Here is an 18,785-nt window from a genome sequence, read left to right on the forward strand (position 1 = left end):
GTTCAGCATGTCGTCTGGCGCTCCTCCCGGACGCGTCGTCATCAAGATCGGCACGTCCTCCCTCATGTCGGAAGGGCTGCCCGACCCGGCCAAACTGGACGCCCTCGCCGACGCGGTGGTGCGGCTGCGCGCCGGCGGCGTGCGGCCGGTGCTCCTCGGCTCCGGGGCCATCGCCGCCGGTGAAGCGCTGCTCAAGGGCGCCGGGGGGCCGTCCGCGCACGGACGCCAACTGGCCGCGGCCGTCGGCCAGGGCGTGCTCTTCGACGGCTTCCGCCGGGCCCTGTCCGCCCGTGGGCTCGTCGCGGCGCAGATCCTCCTGACGCCCCTCGACCTGACGCTCCCCGAGCACCGCGACAGCGCCCGGGCCGTCGTCGAGGAGAGCCTCGCCCACGGACTCGTACCGGTCGTCAACGAGAACGACGCCGTCATGGTCCGCAACAACGACGTCCTCGCGGCGCTCCTCGCCGCGTCGCTCGGCGCCGACCGGCTGCTCCTGCTGACCGACGTCCCCGGCCTGTTCGGCAGCGACCCCCGGCACGACGCCGACGCCCGGCTCGTCCCCGAGGTGCCGGCCATGACCCCGGAGGTCGAGCGCCTCGCCGGGCTGACCGCCCGAGGCCTCGGCACCGGAGGGATGTCCGCGAAGCTGTGCGCGGCGTGGATCGCCTCCCTGGCCGGAGTGCCCACCGTCATCGCGGGCGCCGACGGCCCGGACGTCGTGGAGCGCGCGACGGCCGGAGAGCCCGTCGGCACCCTCGTGCACCCGCGCGCACCGGGCAAGGAGCCCGACCTCGGCCGGCTGTGGCGGTCCCTGGGCACGCCGCCCGCCGGCCGGCTCGTGTGCCGGCCCGAGGCGGTCGCCGCCGTCCGCGACGGAGGCCCGCTGACGGCCGGTCACTGCCTCGCCGGCGAGGGCGGCTTCGCGGCGGACGCCGTGGTCGACGTGACCGTGCCCGGTCACGGCGTCATCGCCCGCGGCCGCACCCGCGCGGACCACACCGCCGTCTCGGGCGGGCACCACCCCGCCGGGACGCCCGTCATCCCCCACTCCGACTACGTCAGCTTCCTGGAGGCATGAAATGTCCGTCGTACCCGTGCGTGAGATCTGCCGTCGTGCCTACGAGGCCTCGCTCGTCGTGAAGGAGCTGACGACCGAGGTCAAGGACCGGGTGCTCGTGGAGATGGCCGACGCCATCGACGCCGCCGCGGCCCGGCTGCAGGAGGCCAACGCGCTCGACGTCGCCGCCGCCCGCGAAGCCGGCACCTCGGCGACCCTGATCGACCGCCTCACCCTCACCGACAAGCGCATCGCCGGCATGACGAAGGCGATCCGCACGATCGTCGACCTGCCCGACCCGGTCGGCTCGGTGGTGCAGGGCTGGACCCGCCCCAACGGCCTCCAGATCCAGCAGGTCCGCGAGCCCCTCGGCGTCGTCGCCGTCATCTACGAGGCGCGGCCCAACGTCACCGCCGACGTCGCCGCCCTCTGCCTCAAGACGGGCAACGCGGCGGTGCTGCGCGGCTCCTCGATCGCCCAGCACACCAACGCCGCCATCGCCGACGTCCTCACCGAGGTCCTGCGGCGCCAGGAGGACGTCCCCGACGACGCGGTGCAGCTCATCCGCGACACCTCGCGCGAGGCGGCCCTGGAGCTGCTGCGCGCCGACGAGTACGTCGACCTGCTGGTGCCCCGCGGCGGCCCCGGCCTGATCAGGACCGTCCAGGAGAACGCGACGGTGCCGACCGTCATCGACGGCGACGGCAACTGCCACGTCTACGTGGACGCGACGGCCGACCCGGCCATGGCGACCGACATCGTGATCAACGGCAAGACGTCCCGTCCCAGCGTCTGCAACGCCGTGGAGACCCTCCTCGTCCACGCCGACCTGGCGGCGGACTGGCTGCCCAAGACCCTCGACGAGCTCCAGGCCCTCGGCGTCGAGATCCGCGGCGACGCCCGCACCCGCGAGGCGTGGCCCGCCGCCGCCGAGGCGCGGGACGCCGACTGGGAGACGGAGTACCTGGACCTGGTGCTCGCGGTGAAGGTCGTCGACGGCCTCGACGAGGCCCTGGCGCACATCAACCGCTACGGCACCCGGAACGCCGAGGGCATCGTGGCGCAGGACATCACGGTGGCGCGGCGCTTCGCCCGGGCGATCGACTCCGGCAGCGTCTTCGTCAACACCTCCACCCGGTACTCCGACGGCGGCGAGTTCGGCTACGGCGTCGAGATCGGCGTCTCCACGCAGAAGCTGCACGCCCGCGGCCCCATGGGCCTGGAGTCGCTGACCTGCGTCAAGAACGTCGTCTGGGGAAACGGGCAGGTCCGTGTTCTCTGAGACCCCGCTGCGCCCGCCCCGCCACTCCAGCCTCCTCGACGGGATCTCGGAGGCGTCGTCGATCCGGCTCAACAACCAGATCTACGAACTCAAGGAGGCCGGCCGGGACATCGTCACCCTCTCCCTGGGCGAGGCGTTCTTCGACATCCCGCTCCCGTCCTTCGAGGGGCTGCCAGCCCAGCAGATCCACCACTACTCGCACTCCCGCGGGGTGCCGCTGCTGCGCGAGAAGCTGGCCCGCTACCAGGGGGAGATCTCCGCCGCGCCGGTCGACCCGGCCGAGGAGATCCTGGTGACGGCCGGCTCCAAGGCGGCCATCTTCATGGTGCTCACCGCCCTGCTCGAACCGGGCGACGAGGTGATCATCCCGGAGCCGCTGTGGGTGAGCTACCCCGACCAGGTGCGGCTCGCCCGGGGCGTGCCGGTGATGACGCCCTGGTTCGAGTCCGTGGAGGAGCTCGGCGCCCGCGTCACCCCGCGCACCAAGGCGATCATCGTCAACAACCCGCACAACCCGACCGGCCGCCGCCTCGGCGCCGAGCAGCTGCGGGTCCTGCACCGGCTGGCCGACCGGCACGGCCTGTTCCTCATCGCCGACGAGGCGTACCACGAGTTCGTGCCCGCAGGCGAGCGGTTCGTCTCGGCCCTCGAACACGACCCGGACAAGCGCCACACCGTCGTGTGCAACTCGATGTCGAAGAACTACGGGATCTCGGGCTGGCGGATCGGCTACCTGGTGGCCGGAGCGCCGCTGCTCGACCAGGTCATCAAGGTCCAGCAGCACCTGGTGACCTGCGCGCCGACCATCCTGAGCCACTGGCTGGCGAAGCACTTCGAGGCCGTCCTGGAGCACACCAGGCCGCAGATCCGGCGCGTGGTGGAGACCCGCAACCGCATGGCCCGGATCCTCGCGGACCGGGGCGTCGAGTGCCTCGAAGGGGACGCCACCTTCTACCTGTTCGCCTCCCTCGGCGAATCGCGGCTGGACTCCGAGGAGTTCGCCCGCGAACTGCTGGTACGGCACGGCGTCGGCGTGGTCCCCGGCACGGGCTACGGCGCCTCCTGCGACCGGTTCGTCCGGATCGCGGTCGGCGCGGAGAGCGAGGAGCGGCTGGTCCGCGGGGTCTCGGCGGTCGCCACCCTGATCGAGGAGACCCGGTGAGCGGGACGGACCGCCCCGCGCTCGCGTTCATCGGCTGCGGCCGGATCACCGGCGCCCTGGTACGGGGGCTGGTCGCCGCCGGGCACAGCGCGTCCGCGATGCGCGGGGTGTCCCGCAGTGGGGCCGGCGCCCTGGAGCTGAGCCGCCGGTTCGGCCTCACCGCGGCGGACGGGAACGCCGCCGCGGTGCGGGGCGCCGACCTCGTGGTGCTCGCCGTGCACCCGCACGAGACCCGGGAGGCGCTGGCCGCCCTGTCCGGTCTGCTCGGCCCGGAGCAGACCCTGCTGTCGCTGGTGGCCTCGTGGCGGACGGAGGCGGTGGCGGCGGCGCTGCCCGGGGTGCCGGTGGTGCGGGCCGTGCCGAACGTGGGGGTGGCGGTGCGCGCCGGAGCGACCGTCCTGTCGGCCGGCCCCCGCGCCGACGCGTCCCGGCTGGCGGCCGTGGAGCGCCTGTTCGCGCCGCTGGGGGAGACCTTCGTCGTCGACGAGGACCTCCTGGAGGTGGTGAGCGCGGTCTCCGGGGCGGGTCCGGCGCTGGTCGCGCACTTCGCGCGGTCGCTCGCGGAGGCGGGCCGCGCCGGGGGCCTCGACGCCCGGACGGCCGCGGTGCTCGCCGCTCACGCGGTCCGGGGCACCGGCGCGCTCCTGGCGCGGGAGTCCGTGACCGTGGACGCGGTCATGGACTCCGTCGCCTCGCCGGGCGGCATGACGGAGGCCGCGCTGCGGACGCTCGACGAGGACGGGGTGCCGGACGCGGTGCGGCGGGCCGTGGACGCGGCGGTGGACCTGTCGATGGGACGGCTGGCCCGTGCCTGAGCGGGGGACGCCGCCGGGGCGTGCGGTGTCCCTCGTGCGCCGGCTGGGCGTGTCGCTCACCGCCACCGTGTGCTGTGCCTCGTGCGTGGCCGCCCTGGCGCGGGGGCACTCGCCCGACCCCCACGACGACCCGAGGCTCCGTGAGGCGCCTCAGGGCCCCGGCCGGAAGCCCAGCAGCCCGCTCGCCTCGACCGAGAGGGGGAGGAGGGCCTCGTAGTCGGCCGGGGGGACGCGGAAACCGTTCTCGCGGGCGGCGCGCAGGAAGTCCTCGGGGAGGTCGATCCGGTAGTGCTCGACGTACTTCACGAGGTCCGCGCGCCAGACGAACGTGCCGTCGGAGAGCAGGGACGAGCCGCCCGGGACGCGGAAGGCGCCGCCGATGGCGTCGGTCGTGAGCTCGGTGACGTCGAACAGGGGGTGGCCGGAGGCGAGGTACCCCGCCAGTTCCGCGACCGGGTACTTCCCCTTGCCCGATTCGGGCGCGGGGAGGGGCCCGCCCCAGGCCGTGTCGTAGTGCGGGTCCAGTTCCCGGTAGAAGCCGATCAGCTTCACGTCAGCCTCCGATGATGGGTAGGAAGGTTCGCCAGTACCCGCCGTTGTCGATCTGCGGGACCTGGCCGGTGCCGAGCAGGGGGTTGGTGCCCACCCGGTCCGTGGGGGCTCTCACGGTGACGCCCATCTCGTTGGCGATGCGCTGGGCGATCCCGGAGGTGTCCGCCCCGGAATGGCACACCATGAGCCGGAGCGGACCGCCATCGTAGTTCGGATTGTTGCGGATGGCGTCCACGAGCTGGCCTCCGTTGACCGGCCCGTCCGGCATCTCCAGGAAGCCGTCCCGCGAACCGTGGGCGACCACGTCGTGCTGTCCCTCGTTCAGGACGTTGCGGAAGTTCCGCACGCTCGGCCCGTCCTCGCCGACGAGGGTGCCCGTGGGACCGTGCGTCACCGGCGCCCCCGACGGGATGGCGTTGTCGCTCATGTAGTCCATGCCGTCCCGGCCGCCGCACGGTGCCAGCCCCAGCGGGTCGGTCCAGGTGAACGGATTGCCCACGTAGGTCGCGGGATTCGGGGCGGCGGCGAGGCCGAGGGGGTCCGCGGAGAGGTAGCGGGCCGTCTCGGGGTCGTAGTGGCGGTACAGGTTGTAGTGGAGCCCGGTCTCCGGGTCGTAGTACTGGCCCGGGAACCGCAGCGGGGTGTAGGCGGTGCTGGACCGGGCCCAGGCCGTCGTGCCCCAGAGGCTGGCGCGGGTGCGCCAGGCGATGTCCCCGCTCTCGTCGACGAGTTCCGTGGGGGTGCCGACGAGGTCGGAGACGATGGCGAAGAAGCGGCGGTCGACCTCCTGCCCCCGGCCGTCCGGGGTGAGGACGCGCTCCGTCTGCGCCAGCGGGGTGAGGCCGCGGTGGTCCCAGGTGAGGGCGACCGGCCGGGGCAGTCCGGTTGAGACCGTGGTCTCTTCGCAGAGGGTCGAGCCGTCCCAGGTGAAGCGGGTCTCCTCCACGACGGTCAGGCCGTCGTCGGCGAGGCGCCGCTTGGCGGTGCGGCGGCCCAGGGGGTCGTAGGCGTAGCGCCAGCGGGTGCCGTCCGGGGTGGTCACCTCCTTGAGGCGGTCCTCGGCGTCCCACGTGTACCGCCAGGTGTCGGGCTTGCGGGACAGCCGGGTCTTCTGGCGCAGGGTGACGCGCCCCCGGGCGTCGTGCTCGTACCGCACCGACCCGGCGCGGGTGAGGGCGGTGCCCCGGTACGCGCGGGCACCGGTGGCCTCGTGCCCGGGGTGCGAGCCGGGCCAGGAGGCGGAGGTCTGGTTGCCCGCGGCGTCGTAGGCGTACCGCTCGCTCCACCCTTCGGCGGTCACCCCCGTCACCCGCCCGGCCGCGTCCAGGTCGAAGGCGCGGGTGCCCGCCGACAGGTCGGTGACGGAGGCGAGGTGGCCGTCGGCGCGGTAGGAGTAGGCGCGGCGGTTGAGCGTCCGGCCGCCGGCCAGCAGGTGCTGCTCGGTCAGCCGGCCCGCGGCGTTCCAGGCCGAGGCGAGGGTGAGCGTGCCGTCGACGGTGCGCTCGACCTCCCGGCCGGCGGCGTCGTGGGTGAAGGCGACCTCGTGGCCGCCCGCGGTCAGGCGCGAGGGGCGGCCCGCCTCGTCGTAGGCGTAGGTCGTGACCTGGCCGGTCGGGGTGGTGCGGCGTACGCGGCGGCCCGCCGCGTCGTAGCGGTAGTCGACGGTGCGGCCGTCGACCAGCTCGGACTTGAGCAGTCCGCGCCGGTCGTAGCCGCGCAGCAGCTCGCCGTCGGGCCCCGCCGCGTGGACCAGGCGGCCGGCGGGGTCGTAGCGGTAGGTGGTGACGTGGTCCGCCGTGCCCTTGGAGGTGACCCTGCCGAGTTCGTCGTAGGCGTACCCGATGGTGGTGCCGAGCGGATCGGTGCGGGCCGTGAGCTGCCCGGCGGCGTCGTGGCGGTACGTCTGGACGCGGCCGTCGAAGTCGGTCTCGGAGCTCAGCCGCCCCGCCGCGTCGTAGGCGTAGCTCCACTCCAGGCCCTGGGGGTCGGTCACCCGGGTGAGGCGCAGGTTCGCGTCGTGCCGGAACTCGTGGCGGGAGCCGTCGGGCCCGGTGCGGGCGGCGAGCAGGTCGAAGTGGGTGTACTCGAAGCGGGTCACGCCCCCGGCCGGGTCGGTGTGGGCGAGGCGGTTGCCCTCGCCGTCGTACGTCCACGACTCGGTCGCCCCGTCGGGGCCCGTACGGGAGGCGAGGTAGCCGTCGGCGGTCCAGGCGAGGAGCGTGGACGTGCCCAGCGGGCCGGTGATCCGCACCGGCCGGCCCAGGGCGTCGCGCTCCAGCCGGGTCGTGGCCCCGGCCGGGTCGGTGACCTCCACCGGGAGGCCGGCCGCGTCGCACCGGATCCGGGTGACGGCGCCGAGCGCGTCGGTGACGGAGACCGGGCGGCCCCACGCGTCGTAGGCGTGGCGGGTGGTGCGTCCCGCCGGGTCGGTGGTCGCCGTCCGGTTGCCGCGCTCGTCGTGCTCCAGCGACCAGCGGGCGCCGTCCTGGCCGTGGATCACGGCCGGCCGCCCCGCCGGGTCCCGCTCGGTGCGCAGGACGCTGCCGTCCGGGTGGGTCACGGAGACCATCCGGCCGTTCTCGTCGTGGGTGAAGGCGGTGGTGCGCCCGAGCGGGTCGGTGCGGGACAGGAGGTTGCCGGCGGCGTCGTAGGCGGAGCGGGTGGTGTGGCCGAGCGGGTCGGTGGTGGCGACGATCCGGCAGTGGCGGTCGACGAGGTGGCGGGTGGTGCGGCCGTCGGCCGTGGTGAGGGCGGTGGTGCGGTGGCCGGTCTCGGGGTCGGGTCCGGTGTAGGCGAGGGTGATCTGGAGGTGGCCGGCTTCGCCGCCTTCGGCGACGACGCGGTCGAGGTCGTCGTAGGCGTAGTCGTAGCGGCTGCCGTTGGAGTCGATCCAGGCGGTGACGCGGTGGCGGTCGTCGTAGAGGAAGGTGGTGGTGGCTCCGGAGGGTTTGGTGACGGTGGTGAGGTCGCCGTCCCGGTAGCCGTAGCGCATCAGCGGCAGGTCGGTGCCCGCCTCGCCCGCTCCGGCCAGGGCGAGCGCGGTGATCCGGCCGTCGGCGGTGGTCAGCCTCACCTGGTGGCCGGCGGAGTGGACGAGGGCCAGGGGCAGGCCGTCGTCGGCGCGGTCGACGGTGACGGCGTGGCCGTTGCGGTCGGTGAGCGAGGCCAGCCAGGCGGTGCCGTCGCCACCGGGCCCGTCGCCGCCGGGCGGGGCGGTGAAGCGGCGGGTCAGACCGGTGTCGGGGTCGGTGACGGTGTAGTCGCCGTCGGCGTCGCGGGCCAGGAGGGCGCGGGACCGGCCGGACCCGGCGCGGGTGGGGGCGCCGGGGACGGGGTGCGGATAGGTGATCAGGAGGCCGTCGGCGGTGACGTGGACGACGCCGACCGGGTCGACCTCCAGGCGTTCGTCGACGGTGGAGGTCCAGGACGGGCCGAGGAAGCGGCCGGCCGCGCAGCCGGACTCGGTGCGGCGGGTGAAGAGCAGGGGCAGGGTGCCGGGGATCGCCAGGTCGGTCTGGGGCAGGAACATCCGGCCGGAGGCGAGGTCGACGGGGTCGGTGCCGTCGGTGGTGCGCTCGCCGTCGGGGCGGTTGTGCGTGCCGTCGGGGGCGTCGTCGACCAGCTTGCGCAGGCGTGCGGCGTCGGCGGCGTCGGCGGCGACGCGGACGCCCTTGACTGCGGCTCCGCCGCCGCCGGTGGCGACGGTCAGGGCGGCGTCGGGCACCAGCCGGCCCAGGCCCTCGTAGGGGTCCTTCATGAAGTCGCTGATCATCTGCTTGCCGGTGCCGACCGGGTCGTTGGCGGCGACGACGAGTCCGGCGGCGAGGCTGTTGAGACTGGTGGCGTACTCGGCGGGGTGCGTGAGGTTGTACGGGTCGAGCGGGTTGATCCCCCGGACGAAGTTGAGCAGACCTGCGGTGCCCTTGATGATGCCGCCGCCGACGTGGTCGCCCATGATCTGGAACTCCTGCATGCCGTCGCCCAGTTGCTGCGCGTACGACGGCTTCTGCGGAGCCAGGTCCCGCGCGGCGCGGACGGCCCCGCGGGCGGTCTCCGCCGCCGTGTTCCGCTGCGCACGGGCCTGGGCGAGGAGCTCCTGCGCCTCCTGCATCAGCTTCTTGCCCGGGTCGTCGAACGTGGCGGCGGGGCGCGGCGGGAGGGTGGCGGGGTCGCGTTTGTCCGGGGCCTGGGCGTTGTAGCGGTCGACGGCCTTGTTGTAGTCGTCGACCTTCGCACGGTGCGCGTCGGCGGCCTTCTCGGACGCCTTGACGCCTTCCTTCCACTTGTCGATCGCCGTCTGGGCCTGTCCCTGGGCCCAGGTCACGGTCCCGGCGAACGCCTCCAGCGCGCCGGCCGCCTTCTCGCAGGCGTCGGCGCCGGTGAACCACTTCGGCGGCTGGGTGCTCACCGCCCTGCGCAGCGCGTCGGCCGCCTCGCCCTTCAGCCGCGAGGAGTCCAGCCCCCTCAATCCGCCGCCGGCGTCGTCGAACGCCTTCTGGAAACCGCGCAGCTTGCCCGCCGTGGAACGGATCTTGTCGGGACTGCCGTAGACCAGCTTGGTCTTGTCCTCGGTCTGCCCCAGGTCCATCTCGTCGACCTCGGCGCCCATCCGGTTCGCCACCGAGCGCGACTGCTCCCGCACCCAGTCCGCGCCGGACTCCCAGCCGACGTCCTCCAGCCGGTCCGCCGTCCAGTTACCGGCGTCCTCGACCCGGTTGCCGACCCACTCGACACCGTCCTCGACGGCGTCCTCCACCGAGTCCGGAGTGATGTCGCTGATGATGTCGCCGATGCCCACGCTCAGTTGTCCCCGTTCTCACCCTGCTGCTGCGCCTGTCGGGCGCGTTCCTCCGGCGACGGGCCGAAGGTGTCGTCCAGCGCCCGGTCCCACTGGTCGTCGGAGATGCCGAGCGCGTCGTTGAGCATCTGCGACTGCCGGCCGCCCTGCCCCTCGGTCAGGACGGTGCGGCCGGTGTCCTTCCAGGTCTGCTCCATCTCCTGGCCGGCCTTCTCGAACGACTCGGGGCTCCAGTCGGGGTTCAGGTAGTCGGGGGTGAAGACGTCGCCCCAGTTCTGCTTGGTGATCTCGTCCTCCGAGGCGTGCGGGTTGCCGCCCATGACGGAGTTCACGCCCACCTTCAACGCGCCCTCGACGTACTGGTCGTGCTCCCACTGCGTGCCCGCCGCGAGGCCCAGCCGGTTCGCGATCTCGCTCGCGTCCCGCACCAGCGCCCGCACGCCCCACTCCCAGCGCTCGCAGAAGTCCTCGAAGTCGGTCGACAGGCCGTGGTGCCCGGCCTCCATCCCCGTCATCGACAACTCGGAGAACCCCTTGCCCATCACCGAACCGGTGGCGCCGCCGAGGTCACCGAGACCGTCGATGGTGGCGCCGACCCCCTGAGTGAACTTCGCCACCGCCGCCTGGTCGAAGTTCAGGTCCGCCCCGTCACCGCTCATGACCGCGGCCCTCCGTCCCGTGCGTCACGGTCGACGGCGACGCCGTCCGGGACGATCCCGGTGACCGGCGGGAAGAACATCGACCCGTCCTCGTCGGCGATGTCCACCGCCAGACCGGCGGGCTCGCCCAGCGACGGCACGATCTCGTCCACGAGGCGGGCCCCCAGGAGCGCCGCGTACTCCATCGGCCGCCCGCCCGGCCCGTGACGCAGGGCGAACCTGGCCAGGGCCGCCTCGTCGGTGAAGCCGCAGATCCAGCGCACCCCGCCGGAACGCGCCGACCACAGGCCGCCGCCGGAGACCGGCACCAGCAGGATCGAGCGCCGCATCTCACCCACCAGCGCCCGGGGATCACCGGTCCCCGCCCTCCGGTCGGCGATCCGTTCCGCCAACGCGGTCCTGGTCTGCTCCACGAAACCCTTCCTTCCCCTCGGCCACCGGGCGACCCCCTGGAAGCAGACGTTCCCGAAGGGCCCGCGGTTCCGGCGGGGCGCCCCCGGGCCCGGCGTCCGGCCCCGCCCGCGCGCTCCGGACCCGCCCGGACGTCGTACCGCCATCGTCCGATCGGCTGATCGCCGGTCGAGCGGGACGGAGGATGTGGGGAAGCCCCCGCGGGGACGATCGTGGGGGCATGCCGATGATCGAAGTGCGGGACCTGCGCAAGGCGTACGGAGAGCGGAAGGCCGTCGACGGCGTCTCCTTCTCCGTGGACGAGGGAGAGGTCTTCGGGATCCTCGGGCCCAACGGCGCCGGAAAGACCACCACCGTCGAATGCGTGGCCGGACTCCGGGCCGCCGACTCCGGCGTGGTGCGGGTGGCGGGCCTGGACCCCGTCGCCGACCACGACCGGGTCACCCGGCTGCTCGGCGTCCAGCTCCAGCAGAGCGAACTCCAGGCCAGGCTCACCGTCCGGGAGGCGCTGGAGCTGTACGCCTCCTTCTACGAGCGGCCCGCCGACCGGCACGCGCTCGCCGGCCGGCTCGGGCTCGAAGCCCATCTGGACGTCCGGTTCGGGAAGCTGTCCGGCGGGCAGAAGCAGCGGCTGTTCATCGCGCTCGCCCTCGTCGGCGACCCCCGCGCCGTCATCCTCGACGAACTCACCACCGGGCTCGACCCCCGGGCCCGCCGCGACACCTGGGCCCTCGTCGAGTCGGTCCGCGCGACCGGCGTCACCGTCCTCCTCGTCACCCACGTCATGGAGGAGGCCCAGCGCCTCTGCGACCGGATCGCGGTGATCGACCGCGGCCGGGTCACCGCCGTCGACACCCCCGCCGGCCTCATCGGCCGCACCGCCACCGCCCGGGTGATCTCCTTCGCCGCCGACAGCCCGCTGGAGCCGGCCGAACTCCTGGCCCTGCCCGGCGCCGCCGACGTGACCGTCCGCGACGGCCGGACCGTCGTGACCGGCACGGACGCGACCGTCGACGCCTTCGTGTCGCTGCTCGCCCGCCGCGCGGTCACCGCCCGCGGACTGCGCATCACCGACACCACCCTCGACGACGCCTACCTCGACCTCACCTCCTGAACCCCGCCTCCTGAACCCCACCCGGCCCACGTCCGGCCGCACGCCTCCCCGACAGGAGCAGTCCCATGGCCAGCACCACCGCACCGGCCTCCGCCACCCGCGCGGTCCTCAGGACCGAGGCCCGCCTCTTCGCCCGCGAACCGGCCTCCCTGTTCTGGGTGATGGCCTCGCCGACCCTCCTCCTGGTGATCCTCGGGCTCGTCCCGTCCCTGCGGGAGGCGTCCCCGGACCTCGGCGGCCGCCGCGTGATCGACCTCTACGTCCCCGTCTCCGTCCTCTTCGCCCTGATCATGGCCGGGCTCCAGGCCATGCCGCCGGTCCTCGCCGGCTACCGCGAGCGCGGCATCCTGCGCCGGATGTCCGCCACCCCGGTCCGCCCGGCCGCGCTGCTCACCGCCCAGCTCGTGCTGCACGCCGCCGCCGCGCTGGTCTCCGCCCTGCTCGTGACCGCGGTCGGCCGGGCCGCCCTCGGCGTCGCCCTCCCCGGGAACCTCCCCGGGTACCTCGCCGCGCTGCTGCTCGCCGCCGGCGGCTCGCTCGCCCTCGGCGCGGCCGTCTGCGCGCTCTCCCGCACCCAGAAGATCGCCACCGCCGTCGGCACGGCGGTCTTCTTCCCGACGATGTTCACGGCGGGAGTCTGGGTGCCCGTCCAGGCCATGCCGGATACGCTGCGCCGGATCGTCGAGTTCACGCCGTTCGGCGCCGCCTCGCGGGCCCTCGACGAGGCGGCGCGCGGCGGCTGGCCGAGCCCGCTCGCGGCCGGGGCGATGCTCTTCTGGGCGGTCGTCCTGACGGCTGCGGCGATCCGCCGCTTCCGCTGGGAGTGAGGGAGGGGACGGTGGGCGGGGTGCCGGAGACGGCGGCGACGGTCGAGGAACGGTGGCGGCAGTTCTTCCGCTGGGGGCCGTACGCGCTCCTCGGCATCGCCACGGCGCTCGCCGCCGCCACCGCGGGCGAGCTGATGAGCGGTCCCGAGAAGGCCGCCGCGGGCGTCCTGGTCGCCGCCGCCCTCGCCCTCCAGCTGTGCTGGCACACCCGGCGGGCGGCCGCGCCACCGCGGGGGGCCGGGGACGGCACCGGGCCGGTCGTGCTCGTCCCGGGCGCCCCCGGGCCCGGCTCCGTCGCCTACTTCGTCCTGCGGACGGCGCTCGCCTTCGCCCTGACCTGGCTCAACCCGTTCTTCGCCGTCCACGCGTGCGTCGGCTACTTCGACGCCGTCCAACTCCTGCCGCCCCGGCCGGTGTTCACCCGTGCGGGACTGCTCGCCGTGGCCCTCACCCTGGCCGGCTCCCAGGCCGGCGGACTGCCGCCCGCCTCCACCCTCCACTGGGTCGCCTTCGGCGGACTGTTCCTGCTCAACGCGAGCCTCGCCGTCGGCCTCGCGCACCTCGGCGCCAAGGAGACCGAGAAGGCCGCCGAACGCTCCGCGACCATCGCCCAGCTCGCCCGGACCAACGCCCGCCTGGAGCAGGCACTCGCCGAGAACGCCACCCTCCAGGCCCAACTCGTCCTCCAGGCCCGGGAGGCCGGCGTCGCCGACGAGCGGCGCCGGCTCGCCGCCGAGATCCACGACACCCTCGCCCAGGGGCTCATCGGCATCATCGCCCAGCTCCAGGCCGCCGAGACCGCCGACGAGGACCAGGCCCGCGTCCACCGCCGGCGGGCCGCCGGCCTCGCCCGGCACAGCCTCGGCGAGGCCCGCCGCTCCGTGCAGGACCTCGGCCCGGCCGCCCTGGAGCACGACACGCTGCCCGAGGCGCTGGCGAAGACCGCCGGCGCCTGGGCCGAACGCACCGGCATCACCGCGCGGTTCACGGCCACCGGCACCCCCCGCCCCCTCCACGACGAGGTCGCCGCCACCCTGCTCCGGATCGCCCAGGAGGCGCTGGCCAACGCCGAACGCCACTCCGGGGCGACCCGGGCCGGCATCACGCTCTCGTACATGGGCGACGAGGTCGTCCTCGACATCCGCGACGACGGGCGCGGCTTCGACCCGGCCGCGCCGCCCGCCCGGGGCTCCCACGGGGGCTTCGGGCTGGACGGCATGCGGGCCCGTGCCGAACGCCTCGCCGGGGAGGTCGGGATCGAGTCGGCGGCGGGGGAGGGCACGGCGATCTCCGTTCGCGTACCGTTGGCCCGCCATGACTGAGATCACCCTGCTCCTCGTCGACGACCACCCCGTCGTCCGGGACGGCCTGCGCGGCATGTTCGACGCCGGCCCCGGGTTCCGGGTCCTGGGCGAGGCGTCCGGGGGCGTCGAAGCCGTCGAGCTGGCCCTCCGCCTCGACCCGGACGTCGTCCTCATGGACCTGCGGATGCCCGCGGGCGGCGGCGTCGACGCCATCGCCGCCCTCGCCCGGCACGGCGCCCGGGCCCGGATCCTCGTGCTCACCACGTACGACACCGACACCGACACCCTCCCCGCCATCGAGGCGGGCGCGACCGGCTACCTCCTCAAGGACGCGCCCCGCGAGGAGCTGTTCGCCGCCGTCCGGGCCGCCGCCGAGGGCCGCACCGTCCTCTCCCCGGCCGTCGCCACCCGCCTGGTGAGCGCCGTGCGCCGGCCCGCCGGGCCCGTCGACGACACCCTCTCCGCCCGTGAGCGCGAGATCCTCGTCCTGGTCGCCCGGGGCACCTCCAACCGCGAGATCGCCGCCGGACTCTTCATCAGCGAGGCCACGGTGAAGACCCACCTCACCCACATCTACGCCAAGCTCGCCGTCAAGGACCGGGCGGCGGCCGTCGCCGCCGGCTACGACCGGGGGATCCTCGGCCGGGGCTGATCCGCGCGGCCCGTGCCGCCGCGCGCGCTCCGGCGCGCGGCGGGCTGGGTATACCCGTGGGGAGCCGTCGTGGGACGGCGCGGGGAGGGGACACCGTGGCGGACTTCCTGGGACTCGTGGTCATCGCGGTCGTCGTCTGGGCCGTCGTCAGCGCCTTCGAGAGCGGCGGCGGCGGAGGAAGCGGCGGCTCCGGCGGCGCCGGGGGCGACGGAGGCGGCTGCGGCGGGGGCTGCGGGGGCTGCGGGGGCGACTGACCGCGGCGGGTGCCGCTCAGCGCACCAGCTCCGACGCCAGCAGGTCCATCAGCAGGCCGTCGTGCCAGGTGCCGTCCGCGCCGCGCTCGTACTGGCGCATCACCCCGACGGGGCGGAACCCGGCCTTCTCGTAGCAGCGGATCGCCGCCGCGTTGTCGGCGGCCGGATCGATGACCAGCCGGTGGAAGCCGTGGTCGTCGACGAGATGGCGGGCGAGGGTGCGGACGGCGTCCGTGCCCAGGCCCCGGCCGTGCACCGACGGGTCGAGGAACAGGTCGATGCCGGCGTGCCGGTAGTCCGGTTCGTCCTCGGCGTACCACTGGATCATGCCGACGATCCGGCCCTGGTGACGGATCGTCAGACAGCGCGTGGCGGGGTCCTCCAGGTCGGCGGCGACCTCGCCGGCCAGGTCGTCCGCGCCGCGCCAGCGGGCCCGCACCTCGGGCGTGGCCCGGACGGCGGCCAGGGCGGGGACGTCCCCGGGGACGGCGGGACGCAGGACGACGGCGGCACCGTGCAAGTCGCTCATCCCCCCAGCCTGCCCCATGCCGCCGCCGGACGGGAGTCAGCCGCCGGACAGCCGCTCGCCGCCGCGTCGGGGCGCCGGCGCCGGCGCGGCGGCCGGGGGCGGGGGCGGGGCCGTCACGACCTTCGGCAGCGCCGCCGGCTGCTCCTCGGACAGCCAGCGGACCAGCTCCTCGCGCACGGCGCAGCGCACGGTCCACAGCTCGTCGGGGTCCTTGGCCGTGACCAGCGCGCGGACGGTGATGCCGGTCGGGGAGGTCTCCGTCACCGAGAGGTCCCAGCCGCGCCGGTCCCAGCCGGGGCAGTCGTCGAGGAAGCGGCGCAGATGGGCCCGCAGGAGCGGCACCGGCGTGGCGTGGTCGCAGTGGAGGAACACCGTGCCCGTCATCTCGGCACCGCCCCGGGACCAGTTCTCGAAGGGCCGCGAGGTGAAGTACGAGACCGGCAGCGTGACCCGCCGCTCGTCCCAGGTGCGCACGGTGAGGAAGGTCAGGGTGATCTCCTCGACCAGCCCCCACTCGCCGTCCACGACGACGGTGTCGCCGATCCGGACCATGTCGCCGAAGGCGATCTGGAAGCCGGCGAAGAGGTTGCCGAGCGTCGACTGCGCCGCCACGCCGGCCACGATGCCGATGATCCCGGCGGAGGCGAGCAGCGAGGTGCCGAGCGCCCGGAACGACGGGAAGGTCACGAGCGCCACCGCGCAGGCGAGCACCCCGACGGCCACCGACACGACCCGGGTGAGCAGGGTGACCTGGGTCCGCACCCGGCGCACCCGGGCCCGGTCGAGCGTGCGCCCGGCGTAGCGCGCGTAGGAGGACTCCACCAGCGCGGCGGCGAACCGCACCGTCAGCCAGGCCCCGCTGCCGATCAGGCACAGCACCCGGATCCGGTCGACGACCCCGGCGTAGTCCCGCGCCGGGGTCCAGCCGGTGGCGCGCACGGCCCAGCCGAGCAGGGCCGTGAACAGGACGACGAACAGGGGCGTACGACAGCGGCGCAGCAGCCCCCACAGGGGCGTCCCGGGGCGCCGGGCGTCCGCGCGCCGGGTCACCAGGTCCGCCGCCCGCACGACGGCGTACGCGACCAGTGCCGAGCCGCACAGGGCGATCATCAGCCGCAGCGAATTCTCCATGGGCTCCGCCTCACCGTCGGCGCCCCGGTCAAACCGTTCCGGGACCACTCTTCCGGCGACTCCTCCTCCTCGGGGCGTACGAGGTCCGCCCCGCCCCGGCCCGTCCCGCCGCCCCCGGCGGCCCCGGGGCCGCCGGGATCCCCGCGGACCACGTGGACGCCGCCTTCTGGTCCGTCGGAACGAGCGGGACTCCCGGACGCCGCTGGTCAGCGGCCAGGGCCTGCGCCGGGTCGCGAAGGGCGCCCGGCTGGTCACCGTCCTCGGCGGACAGGGCCACGGCGTCCACGGTTCCGGGTCCCGCGCCGACGCGACCGCCACCGCCTGTCTGACGACGACCGACGGGCGGCGGAAACCGGAGGGCGCGCCTGGAACCTTTCGCCGCCTGAGCCCCTCATGATCGTCGGGAGGGGACGCGGTCGGAGCCGACGAGCGTGCCCCGGCCCCGCGGCCACGGATGGCGTGCGCCGCGCCGAACACCACGTGAGCAGCCGAGGATCCACCGTGCCCCTGACGTCCCACCGTCGCCTGACCGCCGGCGCCGCCGCCACCCTGGCCGCCGCCCTCGCCGCCGGACTGGCCCCCGCCACGACCGCCTTCGCCGCCCCCGCGCCCGCGCCCGTCTCCGCCCCGCCGGCCGTGGCCGAGGCCCCCGCGCCGGACGTGGACGGCATCGTCGCCGCCCTGGACGCGGCCATGGCCGCAGGCGCTCCGGGCGCGATGGCCCGCTTCTCCGGCCCCGGCGGGGTCGAGAGCCTGACCGAGGGCGTCCGCGACCGTGCCTCGGGCGCGCCGATGGACATCCACGCCCGCTTCCGGATCGGCAGCGTCAGCAAGACCTTCTCCGCCGTGGTGCTGCTGCAACTGGTGGACGAGGGACGGCTGGAGCTCGACGATCCGGTCAACCGCCACCTGCCGGGGCTGCTGCCCGACGACCGCATCACCGTCCGCCACCTGCTCACCCACCGCAGCGGCCTCGCGGACTACACCAACGCGATGTTCGCCGACACCGTGCCGGGCTTCGAGGCCGTACGGAACCGGGTGTTCACGTACCAGGAGCTGGTCGACCTGTCGCTGAGCGAGCCGCGCACCACCGAGCCCGGCGTGGCGTACCGCTACTCGAACGCGAACTTCGTGGTCGTCGGCATGCTCATCGAGAAGCTCACCGGCCGGCCGGTGGACCGCGCCTACGAGCGCCGGATCTTCAAGCCGCTCAAGCTGCGCGACACCTCCTACGTCCACCCCGACACCCGCATCAAGGGCCTGGCCGTGCGGGGCTATCTGCACCCCGACGCGGCCGGCGAGCCACTGGTGGACTCCACCGAACAGACCGTCTCCTGGGCGCAGTCCGCGGGTGCGGTCATCTCCAGCCCCGCCGACCTGAACACCTTCACCAGCGCGCTGATGCGCGGCCGGCTGCTCTCCCCGGAGATGCTGGACGCCATGACGACCGTCACCCCGACGGACACCACCGGCACCCGCTTCTACGGGCTCGGCCTGCGCCGGTACGACCTGTCCTGCGGCGCCCGCGTGTACGGCCACACCGGCACCGTGCAGGGCTTCTACACGTACGCCTTCTCGACCCGCGACGGCCGGCGCAGCCTCTCGGCGGTCGCGAACACCTCCAACCACGGCGCCGCGAACACGGCGCTCGGCGGCACCCTGGAAGCGGCCTTCTGCGGCCCGAAGCCGGCGCCCGCGCCGTCCGCGCGCACCGCCTCCGGAGCGGCGACGGCCGACGCGGCACCGCTGCCCGCAGAGCGGGACCTGCCCGAACGCCACTGACCCGTACGCCCTCGCGACCGGCCGTCCCGACTAGCGGCTCCGGCCGGTCGCCCCGGGGAGGCCGCGCGGCCCCGCGCAGCGGGCGCCCGTCTCCTCCACCCGGCGGCGCAGCTCACGGTCGGACGTGATCACCAGGCACGGCCGGCCGCTGGCCTCGCGGGCGAGCGCGGCGATCAGGTCGTCCCCGCTGCCGGCGGCCTCCTCCACGCGCACGCCGGGCACGGACTCCACCCCCCGCGCCCGCCCCTCGACCACCAGCACGATCTCGTACGGCCCCGGGTACGGCCCGTCGACGGGGCCGCCGTGCGCTGCCAGCCGGTCCCGCAGCCGCTCGGCGGCCCCCCGCCGGTCGCGCCACCAGCCGTCCGGCACGGAGCCCACGACGTTGGCGCCGTCCACGACGAGCAGCGGACGCGGCGGGGGCTCTTCGGTGTCCATGGGGCCAGGATGGCAGCC

The 18,785-nt window shown here is 74.8% G+C and carries 18 protein-coding genes; 11 read left to right on the top strand and 7 right to left on the bottom strand.

What is annotated here, in order from left to right; genetic code table 11:
- Positions 1-7 precede the first annotated feature (7 nt).
- From proB to ACF1ED_RS01585, 4 genes are read left to right on the top strand one after another with little or no spacing between them, the layout of a single operon-like run.
- The gene (gene proB / locus ACF1ED_RS01570) at positions 8-1,078 is read left to right on the top strand and encodes a glutamate 5-kinase (protein WP_391756358.1); all 1,071 of its coding nucleotides are present in this window, start codon (positions 8-10) and stop codon (positions 1,076-1,078) included.
- 1 nt (position 1,079) lies between these two features.
- Complete coding sequence (locus ACF1ED_RS01575) at positions 1,080-2,339, top strand: glutamate-5-semialdehyde dehydrogenase (RefSeq protein ID WP_391756359.1); 1,260 nt, start codon at positions 1,080-1,082, stop codon at positions 2,337-2,339.
- Positions 2,329-3,501 carry a pyridoxal phosphate-dependent aminotransferase gene (locus ACF1ED_RS01580; RefSeq protein ID WP_391756360.1) on the top strand — a complete coding sequence of 391 codons (1,173 nt, stop codon included), beginning with the start codon at positions 2,329-2,331 and terminating at the stop codon, positions 3,499-3,501. Before ACF1ED_RS01575 ends, ACF1ED_RS01580 begins: the two co-directional genes overlap by 11 nt.
- Positions 3,498-4,316 carry a pyrroline-5-carboxylate reductase family protein gene (locus ACF1ED_RS01585; RefSeq protein WP_391756361.1) on the top strand — a complete coding sequence of 273 codons (819 nt, stop codon included), beginning with the start codon at positions 3,498-3,500 and terminating at the stop codon, positions 4,314-4,316. Before ACF1ED_RS01580 ends, ACF1ED_RS01585 begins: the two co-directional genes overlap by 4 nt.
- A 150-nt stretch (positions 4,317-4,466) precedes the next feature.
- Here ACF1ED_RS01585 and ACF1ED_RS01590 read toward each other — a convergent pair whose 3' ends face one another.
- From ACF1ED_RS01590 to ACF1ED_RS01605, 4 genes are read right to left on the bottom strand one after another with little or no spacing between them, the layout of a single operon-like run.
- Entirely contained in the window at positions 4,467-4,868 is a 402-nt protein-coding gene (locus ACF1ED_RS01590; RefSeq protein WP_391756362.1) for a hypothetical protein, read from the bottom strand.
- Position 4,869: 1 nt separating this feature from the next.
- Positions 4,870-9,666, bottom strand: a complete 4,797-nt coding sequence (locus tag ACF1ED_RS01595; RefSeq protein WP_391756363.1) for a putative T7SS-secreted protein — start codon at positions 9,664-9,666, stop codon at positions 4,870-4,872.
- A 2-nt stretch (positions 9,667-9,668) separates the two neighbouring features.
- A complete protein-coding gene (locus ACF1ED_RS01600; RefSeq protein ID WP_391756364.1) occupies positions 9,669-10,325 on the bottom strand; it encodes a hypothetical protein in 657 nt (218 codons plus the stop codon).
- A complete protein-coding gene (locus ACF1ED_RS01605) occupies positions 10,322-10,738 on the bottom strand; it encodes a hypothetical protein (RefSeq protein ID WP_391756365.1) in 417 nt (138 codons plus the stop codon). Before ACF1ED_RS01605 ends, ACF1ED_RS01600 begins: the two co-directional genes overlap by 4 nt.
- A gap of 218 nt (positions 10,739-10,956) precedes the next feature.
- Between ACF1ED_RS01605 and ACF1ED_RS01610 the strand changes: the two genes are divergently transcribed.
- The 5 genes from ACF1ED_RS01610 (at position 10,957) to ACF1ED_RS01630 (ending at position 14,887) form a co-directional block, all read left to right on the top strand.
- A complete protein-coding gene (locus ACF1ED_RS01610; RefSeq protein ID WP_391756366.1) occupies positions 10,957-11,850 on the top strand; it encodes an ABC transporter ATP-binding protein in 894 nt (297 codons plus the stop codon).
- A 65-nt stretch (positions 11,851-11,915) separates the two neighbouring features.
- A complete protein-coding gene (locus ACF1ED_RS01615) occupies positions 11,916-12,677 on the top strand; it encodes an ABC transporter permease (RefSeq protein WP_391756367.1) in 762 nt (253 codons plus the stop codon).
- A gap of 11 nt (positions 12,678-12,688) precedes the next feature.
- Positions 12,689-13,999, top strand: a complete 1,311-nt coding sequence (locus tag ACF1ED_RS01620) for a sensor histidine kinase (protein WP_391756368.1) — start codon at positions 12,689-12,691, stop codon at positions 13,997-13,999.
- On the top strand, positions 13,992-14,633 hold the full coding sequence (locus tag ACF1ED_RS01625; RefSeq protein WP_391756369.1) for a response regulator: 642 nt from the start codon (positions 13,992-13,994) through the stop codon (positions 14,631-14,633). The genes ACF1ED_RS01620 and ACF1ED_RS01625 overlap by 8 nt, the downstream gene beginning before the upstream one ends.
- Before the next feature lie 95 nt (positions 14,634-14,728).
- Positions 14,729-14,887, top strand: a complete 159-nt coding sequence (locus tag ACF1ED_RS01630) for a hypothetical protein (protein WP_391756370.1) — start codon at positions 14,729-14,731, stop codon at positions 14,885-14,887.
- A gap of 16 nt (positions 14,888-14,903) precedes the next feature.
- Here the strand turns inward: ACF1ED_RS01630 and ACF1ED_RS01635 are convergent, their stop codons facing one another.
- Together ACF1ED_RS01635 and ACF1ED_RS01640 are read right to left on the bottom strand one after the other, a co-directional pair.
- Positions 14,904-15,416, bottom strand: coding sequence for a GNAT family N-acetyltransferase (locus ACF1ED_RS01635; protein WP_391756371.1), 513 nt, complete (start codon positions 15,414-15,416; stop codon positions 14,904-14,906).
- 36 nt (positions 15,417-15,452) lie between these two features.
- A complete protein-coding gene (locus ACF1ED_RS01640) occupies positions 15,453-16,547 on the bottom strand; it encodes a mechanosensitive ion channel family protein (RefSeq protein ID WP_391756372.1) in 1,095 nt (364 codons plus the stop codon).
- Here ACF1ED_RS01640 and ACF1ED_RS01645 point away from each other — a divergent pair.
- Together ACF1ED_RS01645 and ACF1ED_RS01650 are read left to right on the top strand one after the other, a co-directional pair.
- Entirely contained in the window at positions 16,546-16,944 is a 399-nt protein-coding gene (locus ACF1ED_RS01645) for an alpha/beta hydrolase (RefSeq protein WP_391756373.1), read from the top strand. The two genes, ACF1ED_RS01640 and ACF1ED_RS01645, sit on opposite strands and share 2 nt — an antisense overlap.
- A 104-nt stretch (positions 16,945-17,048) precedes the next feature.
- Positions 17,049-18,329, top strand: coding sequence for a serine hydrolase domain-containing protein (locus ACF1ED_RS01650; protein WP_391756374.1), 1,281 nt, complete (start codon positions 17,049-17,051; stop codon positions 18,327-18,329).
- 30 nt (positions 18,330-18,359) lie between these two features.
- Here the strand turns inward: ACF1ED_RS01650 and ACF1ED_RS01655 are convergent, their stop codons facing one another.
- On the bottom strand, positions 18,360-18,767 hold the full coding sequence (locus ACF1ED_RS01655; RefSeq protein ID WP_391756375.1) for an NTP pyrophosphohydrolase: 408 nt from the start codon (positions 18,765-18,767) through the stop codon (positions 18,360-18,362).
- Between the last annotated feature and the right edge of the window lie 18 nt (positions 18,768-18,785).

It is taken from the genome of Streptomyces sp. NPDC014656 (genome assembly GCF_043084305.1).
Lineage (GTDB): Bacteria > Actinomycetota > Actinomycetes > Streptomycetales > Streptomycetaceae > Streptomyces.

Bases quoted from the DNA above. Each gene is read 5' to 3' on its own strand.
- proB (WP_391756358.1), top strand. From the start codon at position 8: ATGTCGTCTGGCGCTCCTCCCGGACGCGTCGTCATCAAGATCGGCACG.
- ACF1ED_RS01575 (WP_391756359.1), top strand. From the start codon at position 1,080: ATGTCCGTCGTACCCGTGCGTGAGATCTGCCGTCGTGCCTACGAGGCC.
- ACF1ED_RS01600 (WP_391756364.1), bottom strand. From the start codon at position 10,325: ATGAGCGGTGACGGGGCGGACCTGAACTTCGACCAGGCGGCGGTGGCG.
- ACF1ED_RS01610 (WP_391756366.1), top strand. From the start codon at position 10,957: ATGCCGATGATCGAAGTGCGGGACCTGCGCAAGGCGTACGGAGAGCGG.
- ACF1ED_RS01615 (WP_391756367.1), top strand. From the start codon at position 11,916: ATGGCCAGCACCACCGCACCGGCCTCCGCCACCCGCGCGGTCCTCAGG.
- ACF1ED_RS01625 (WP_391756369.1), top strand. From the start codon at position 13,992: ATGACTGAGATCACCCTGCTCCTCGTCGACGACCACCCCGTCGTCCGG.
- ACF1ED_RS01635 (WP_391756371.1), bottom strand. From the start codon at position 15,416: ATGAGCGACTTGCACGGTGCCGCCGTCGTCCTGCGTCCCGCCGTCCCC.
- ACF1ED_RS01645 (WP_391756373.1), top strand. From the start codon at position 16,546: ATGGGCTCCGCCTCACCGTCGGCGCCCCGGTCAAACCGTTCCGGGACC.
- ACF1ED_RS01640 (WP_391756372.1), bottom strand. From the start codon at position 16,547: ATGGAGAATTCGCTGCGGCTGATGATCGCCCTGTGCGGCTCGGCACTG.
- ACF1ED_RS01655 (WP_391756375.1), bottom strand. From the start codon at position 18,767: ATGGACACCGAAGAGCCCCCGCCGCGTCCGCTGCTCGTCGTGGACGGC.